Genomic DNA, 6,112 nt, shown 5'->3' with positions numbered 1-6,112 from the left:
GGATGATCTCGGGCGCGTTGATGCGGTCGTCGTAGAACAGGCCGACGACCATGCGCTTGACGTCCTTGCGGTACATTGCGGACTCCAATCCGGACGCCAAAGCGTCCAACTTTTCGTCCGCACCCCCGGCACAGTGCTTGCGGCACTGGATTCGCTCAATCCACGGACCGACGCATGTGCACATTGAGCAGTTCCAGTGCATACCGGCCGCTTCGGCGCCGCGAAGCGATGGATTCGCTCAATTTGCGGGCGGGATATGCAGGGCGGAACGGTTCAGGACACGGAACATAGCACGCGTCAGCATGTCTCGCATGGCCGCAACAACGCAAATGTCCCCGCGGGAAATGAATCCTGCGGGGACATGCATAACGCTTGCGAGCGAAACCAAGCGAGAAACGCTACTGGAGCTTCTCGACCTGGTTGAAGCCGAGCTCGACGGGCGTGTCGCGGCCGAAGATGGACACGAGCACGGTGAGCTTCTGGGTGGTCGGCTCCACGTCGGAGACGACGGCGGACATCGTGGTGAAGGGGCCGTCGGTGACGGTAACCTGATCGCCGACCGCGTAGGCCACCTCGACGGTGCGCTTCTTGGCGGCGGCGGGCTTGTCGCCGGCCTTCTTGAGCGCCTCGGAGGCGATCATCGGAGCCATCATGGCGACGACTTCCTTGCGGGACAGCGGCGCGGGGTCGCGGGTCGGGCCCACGAAGCCGGTGACGCCTTCGGTCTCGCGCACGATGCGGCGGGCGTCCTCGTCGGGCCACATGCGGATGAGCACGTAGCCGGGAACGCGCACGCGGGTGATGACCTTCTTGCCCTTGTCGGTGTGCTTCTCGACCTCCTCCATCGGCACTTCGATCTGGAAGATCTTGTCCTCGAGGCCGAAGGAGACGATGCGGGACTCGACGTTGGTCTTCACGCGCTTCTCGTAACCGGAGTAGGTGTGCAGCACGTACCACTTGCCCTCGAGGGAGCGCAGGGACTTGGAGAACTCCTCCACGGCCTTCTGGCCGGCGTCCTCGGCTTCCGCCTCCTCGGACAGGTTCTCCTCCTTGTCCTCGTCATCGTCGTCAAAGACGGGGGCGGGGGACTCGACGGTGGCGACGGGCTGCTCGGGAGCGACGGCCGGAGCGGCGTCGGCCGCCTCGACGTTCACCGGGGTTTCGGAGGAATCGTCGGCGGAATCCTCCACCGGAGCGGAAAGATCGACCGCGACCTCGGGGGTTTCGGCGGTCTCGGGGGCAACGGTATCCTCGCCGTCCTGCGGGATGTTGTCCAGATTCACTTCGTCAGTCATGCACTCACCTTCACGTCAGTCCGGCGATCAGCCGAACACCAGCATCACGAGCTTGCCCAGACCGAAATCCATGGCGGTCACAAAGGCCATCAGCAGCAGGACGAAGATGAACACGGCGAAGGACCAGCCGAGCAGTTCCTTGCCGGTGGGCGTAACGACCTTACGCATTTCGTCGATAATCTGCTTGATGAACAGACCGATGCGCATAAAAACGTTCGGCTTGGCTGCCTTCTCAGCTTCGGATGCCTTTGCCATGTCCGTCCTTCGCTTGCTCGACTGTTTTAAGAAATGATTGGCAGGGAAGGCGGGACTCGAACCCACAACCTACGGTTTTGGAGACCGTTGCGCTACCAATTGCGCCACTTCCCTAGGTGAACTCCGCCATGCTATCGGAACCGGAAGACCGGACGCTTGCGCACGGCGAAAACCGCCAAGAGGACAATTTAGCAGGTCTTGGCGCATTCGTCCACTCGCGTGTCCCGCCATGCGCCCGCAAACGAAAAAATCCCGCGGAAAACCACGGGATTTCAACGAACACGCCGAAGCGCGCCGGCGGGCGGACGCACACGAATGGACGCGCGCAAACGGGCGACGGACGGGCCTACTTGCCGGCCACCCACGCCTGGAACCGGCGCATGCCCTCGGCGAGCTGGTCGTCGGCCAGCGCGTAGGAGAAGCGCAGGTAGCCGGGGGCGCCGAACGCCTCGCCCGGCACGGCGGCCACGTGGGCCTCGTCCAGCAGCGCGGCGGCGAGTTCGGCGGAGGACCCGACCACAGTGCCCTTGGCGCCCAACGGCCTGCCGAGGAGGCCGGTGACGTCCGGGAACGCGTAGAACGCGCCGGTCGGGGTCGGGCAGTAGACGCCGTCGATCTCGTTCAGCGCGGCGACGATGGCCTTGCGGCGGGCGTCGAACGCCTCGCGCATCATGTACACCTCGTCCAGCGGGCCGGCCACGGCGGCGAGGGCCGCGCGCTGGGACACGTTGGACACGTTGGAGCTCAGGTGGCCCTGCAGCTTGGACGCGGCCTTGGCCACCTCGGCGGGGGCGACCATCCAGCCGACGCGCCAGCCGGGCATGGCGTACGTCTTGGCCACGCCGTTGAGCACGATGAGCTGGTCGCGGCACTCCGGCACCTCCACGCCCACGTAGGCGGTCTTGGCGCCGTCGTAGTTGAGGTGCTCGTAGATCTCGTCGGAAATGACCCACACGTGGTGCTCCACGGCCCATTCGCCGATCGCGCGGATGGTCTCGCGGCTCCACACCGCGCCGGTCGGGTTGTTCGGGGACGTGACGATGATCGCCTTGGTGCGCTCGGTGCGGGCGGCCTCGATCGCCGCGATGTCCGGCTCGAAGTCGCGGCCGGCGCCGGCGAACACCTCGACGGGCACGCCGCCGGCCAGCTTCACGGCCTCCGGGTAGCTCGTCCAGTACGGGGTGGGGATGATGACCTCGTCGCCGTCGTTGAGCAGGATCTGGAAGGTTTCGTAGACGGCCTGCTTGCCGCCGTTGGTCACGACGACCTGGTCGGCGGTCGCCTCGTAGCCGGAGTCGCGCAGCACCTTCGCGGCGATGGCCTCGCGCAGCTCGGGCAGGCCGGGCGTGGGCGTGTACTTGTAGTTGCGGGGTTCACGGCACGCCTGTGCGGCCGCGTCGACGATGGTCGCGGGGGTGGGGAAATCGGGTTCGCCGGCGCCGAATCCGATCACGTCGAGTCCGGCGGCCTTCATGGCCTTAGCCTTGGAATCGACGGCCAGCGTGGCGCTCGGGGCGACGTGGTTGATGCGGTCACTGAAAGTCTGCCATTGAGCCATAGTCATGGCTTTTAGGGTAATCCGAGCGCGCGACCCGGGCAAGGGGCGGTTTCGCCGATCGCCGGGGCCGTCTGCGGAGCTGTTTGCCGGGGTCGGCCGCCCCGCCCTCACACCAGCACGAGGTTGTCGCGGTGGACGACGGGATGCGCGTATTCGTCGCCGAGAAAGCGCTTCAGCTGCACGGTGGTGCGGCCGAGCATCTGCGGGATCTCCTCGGAGTCGAAGCCCGCGAGCCCTCGGGCCAGGTGGTTGCCGGACTCGTCGTCGATCCACACCGGGTCGCCGGCGGAGAAGTCGCCGCGCACCTCGAGCACGCCGGCGGCGAGCAGACTGGCCCGTCCCCCGCGCACGGCCTCGGCGGCGCCGGAGTCGGCCACGAGCGTGCCGCGCGGCTCGGCGGCGAACCCGATCCACAGGCGGCGGGACGATCCGCGCGCCTTGACCGGCGCGAACGCCGTGCCCACCGGGTCGCCCATGAGGGCCGGGCCGGCGTTGGACGCGCTCGTGAGCACCGCGGGGATGCCGGAAACCGCCGCCACGCGGGCCGCCTCGAGCTTGGTGACCATGCCGCCGGTGCCCACGCCGGAGGTCGGGCCGGTCACGGTCACGTCGCCGAGCGCGGCCACCACGTCCGGCACGAAGCCGATGCGGCGGGCGCCGGGCTGGCTGGGGGGCGCGGTGTACAGCGCGTCCACGTCCGTCAGGAGCACGAGCGCGTCGGCGCGCACCAAGTTGGCCACCAGCGCGGAAAGCCGGTCGTTGTCGCCGAAGCGGATCTCGTTGCTGGCGAGGGAGTCGTTCTCGTTGACGATCGGCACCACGCCCAGATCGAGCAGACGGCCAAGCGTGCGCTGCACGTTGCGGTACTGCTGCGGGCGGATCGTGTCCTCCGCGGTGATGAGAATCTGGCCCACGCGGATGCCGAAGCGGGCGAACGCGGCCTCGTACTGGGCCATGAGCAGGCCCTGCCCCACGGCGGCGGTGGCCTGCTGGGTGGCCACGTCCTTGGGCCGGGAGACGAAGCCGAGCGGGCCGAAGCCGGCCGCGATGGCGCCGGAGGAGACCAGCACCACGCGGGCGCCCATGAGCGCGGTCTGCGCCAGGGCGGCGGCGAGCGCGTTGAGCCGCGCCGCGTCCAGATGGCCGGACGAGCGGGTCAGCGAGCTCGAGCCGACCTTGACGACGACGGTTTGCGCACCGGCGATCGCACGGCGCACCTCGGCTTCGGTGTCCATGGCCATGACGCTACTCGCCCCGGCCTTCGGCGTCGTCGTCGGCCTTGCCGGCGTCGTCCGGATCCTCGCCGCGGCCGAACAGGCTGGTCGTGTCGTGGCGGTCGTCGTCGATGGACGGATCGGCCCAGTGGCCGGCCAGACGCTCGGCCTCCATGGCGGCGCGCACGGCGCTCTTGGCGTCCATCATGGCCTTGTACTGCTCGCGGCGCTCGGAGTTGGTGCGGCGGCGGGCGTAGCCGTTCTCGCTTTCGAGGCGAAGGTCCTTGCCTCGCGCGCCCAGCTGCGAGCCGTCGAGCATCTCCGCGCCGGCCGCGATGGACGGATCCCAGTCGAACTCCACCGCGCGGTTGCCGCGGCCGATCTGCACCTCGTCGCCCGGTCGCGCGCCCTTGCGGCGCAGCTCGTCCTCCACGCCCAGCTTGGCCAGACGGTCGGCGAGGTAGCCCACGGCCTCGTCGTTGTCGAAGTTGGTCTGGAGCACCCAGCGTTCGGGCTTGGTGCCGGTGATGACGAACAGCGGCGTACCGTCCGGGTTCTCCTCGCGCTCGATCGAGAACTCGAGCACGCCCTTCTTGCCGGCGGGCGCGCGGCGTGCCGACTGGCGGTCCTCCAGCGGCTTGATGACCACGCGCTCCGCCTCGGCGGCGTCCTCGCGCTCCTGCACCTTGCGGCGCATCTCGTTGACGAGGTTGGCGAGCGCGAAGCCCAGCTCCTTCAGGCCCTCGTGCGACGCGGTGGACACCACGAACACCTTGAGGCCCAGCTTCTCGAAGTCGGGGCGCACGAATTCGGCGAGCTCCTTGGCCTCGGGCACGTCGACCTTGTTGAGGATGATCACGCGCGGGCGTTCGGCGATCGGGATGGCGCCGAGCGGCAGGTCGAGGCTGTCCGCGTACTGGGCGAGCTCGTGCTCGAGGGCCTCGTAGTCGGCCATCGGGTCCCGGTTCGGCTCGAGCGTGGCGCAGTCGATCACGTGCGCGATGATCTCCGTGCGCTCGATGTGGCGCAGGAACTCCAGTCCCAGGCCCTTGCCCTGCGAGGCTCCGGGGATGAGGCCGGGCACGTCGGCGATGGTGTAGCGCATGGATCCGGCCTGCACCACGCCGAGGTTCGGCACGAGCGTGGTGAACGGGTAGTCGGCGATCTTCGGCTTGGCGGCGCTCATCGCGGCGATGAGGCTCGACTTGCCGGCCGAGGGGAAACCCACGAGCGCCACGTCGGCGATGGACTTGAGCTCGAGCACCACGTCGCGCTCCTCGCCGGGCTCGCCGAGCAGCGCGAAGCCGGGCGCGCGGCGGGTCTTGTTCGCCAGCGACACGTTGCCGAGGCCTCCCGCGCCGCCGGCCGCCGCCACAAAGCGGTCGCCGGGGTGGCGCAGGTCCGCGAGGGGCTCGAGGCGCCTCTTGTCCTTCTTGTCGAACACGACGGTGCCGCACGGCACGGGCAGGATCAGGTCGGCGCCCTTGGAGCCGTCCTTGTTGTCGCCCAGACCCATCGTGCCGCCGTCCGCCACGCGGTGCGGCATGAAGCGGTAGTCCAGCAGGCTCGTCGTGTTGCGGTCGGCCACGAAGATCACGGAGCCGCCGTCGCCGCCATTGCCGCCGTTCGGTCCGGCCAGCGGCTTGTACTTCTCGCGGCGCACGCCGGCCGACCCGTTGCCGCCGTCGCCGCCCTTGAGGTGCACGGTCACTCTATCCACAAAATCACTCATAACCCTCTACTGTACCGATTGCGCCCGATTGCGGGCCGCCGCGCCCCGGCACGTCCCG

At 68.7% G+C, this 6,112-nt stretch carries 5 protein-coding genes and 1 tRNA gene; all 6 read right to left on the bottom strand.

The window, feature by feature from the left end; genetic code table 11:
- Positions 1 to 398: 398 nt before the first annotated feature.
- Positions 399 to 1,295 carry a transcription termination/antitermination protein NusG gene (gene nusG, locus DSM100685_RS07605; protein ID WP_152350753.1) on the bottom strand — a complete coding sequence of 299 codons (897 nt, stop codon included), beginning with the start codon at positions 1,293 to 1,295 and terminating at the stop codon, positions 399 to 401.
- A gap of 27 nt (positions 1,296 to 1,322) precedes the next feature.
- Positions 1,323 to 1,550 (bottom strand): preprotein translocase subunit SecE, encoded by a 228-nt coding sequence (gene secE, locus DSM100685_RS07600; protein WP_152350752.1) that lies wholly within the window; start codon positions 1,548 to 1,550, stop codon positions 1,323 to 1,325.
- Positions 1,551 to 1,588: 38 nt separating this feature from the next.
- Positions 1,589 to 1,664 (bottom strand) — tRNA-Trp (locus DSM100685_RS07595).
- 232 nt (positions 1,665 to 1,896) lie between these two features.
- Positions 1,897 to 3,108, bottom strand: a complete 1,212-nt coding sequence (locus DSM100685_RS07590; protein WP_152350756.1) for a pyridoxal phosphate-dependent aminotransferase — start codon at positions 3,106 to 3,108, stop codon at positions 1,897 to 1,899.
- Between the two features lie 107 nt (positions 3,109 to 3,215).
- Positions 3,216 to 4,343: a glutamate 5-kinase gene (proB, locus tag DSM100685_RS07585; protein WP_420837381.1), complete on the bottom strand. Its 1,128-nt coding sequence runs from the start codon at positions 4,341 to 4,343 to the stop codon at positions 3,216 to 3,218.
- Between the two features lie 10 nt (positions 4,344 to 4,353).
- Positions 4,354 to 6,054 carry a GTPase ObgE gene (obgE, locus tag DSM100685_RS07580; protein WP_152350750.1) on the bottom strand — a complete coding sequence of 567 codons (1,701 nt, stop codon included), beginning with the start codon at positions 6,052 to 6,054 and terminating at the stop codon, positions 4,354 to 4,356.
- Positions 6,055 to 6,112: the final 58 nt, after the last annotated feature.

The sequence above is a fragment of the Bifidobacterium avesanii genome (assembly GCF_009299475.1).
In the GTDB taxonomy this organism is placed as follows: Bacteria; Actinomycetota; Actinomycetes; order Actinomycetales; family Bifidobacteriaceae; genus Bifidobacterium; species Bifidobacterium avesanii.
Note: the sequence above shows the minus strand (reverse complement) of the source record. Positions and strands in the feature narration are given on the sequence as shown.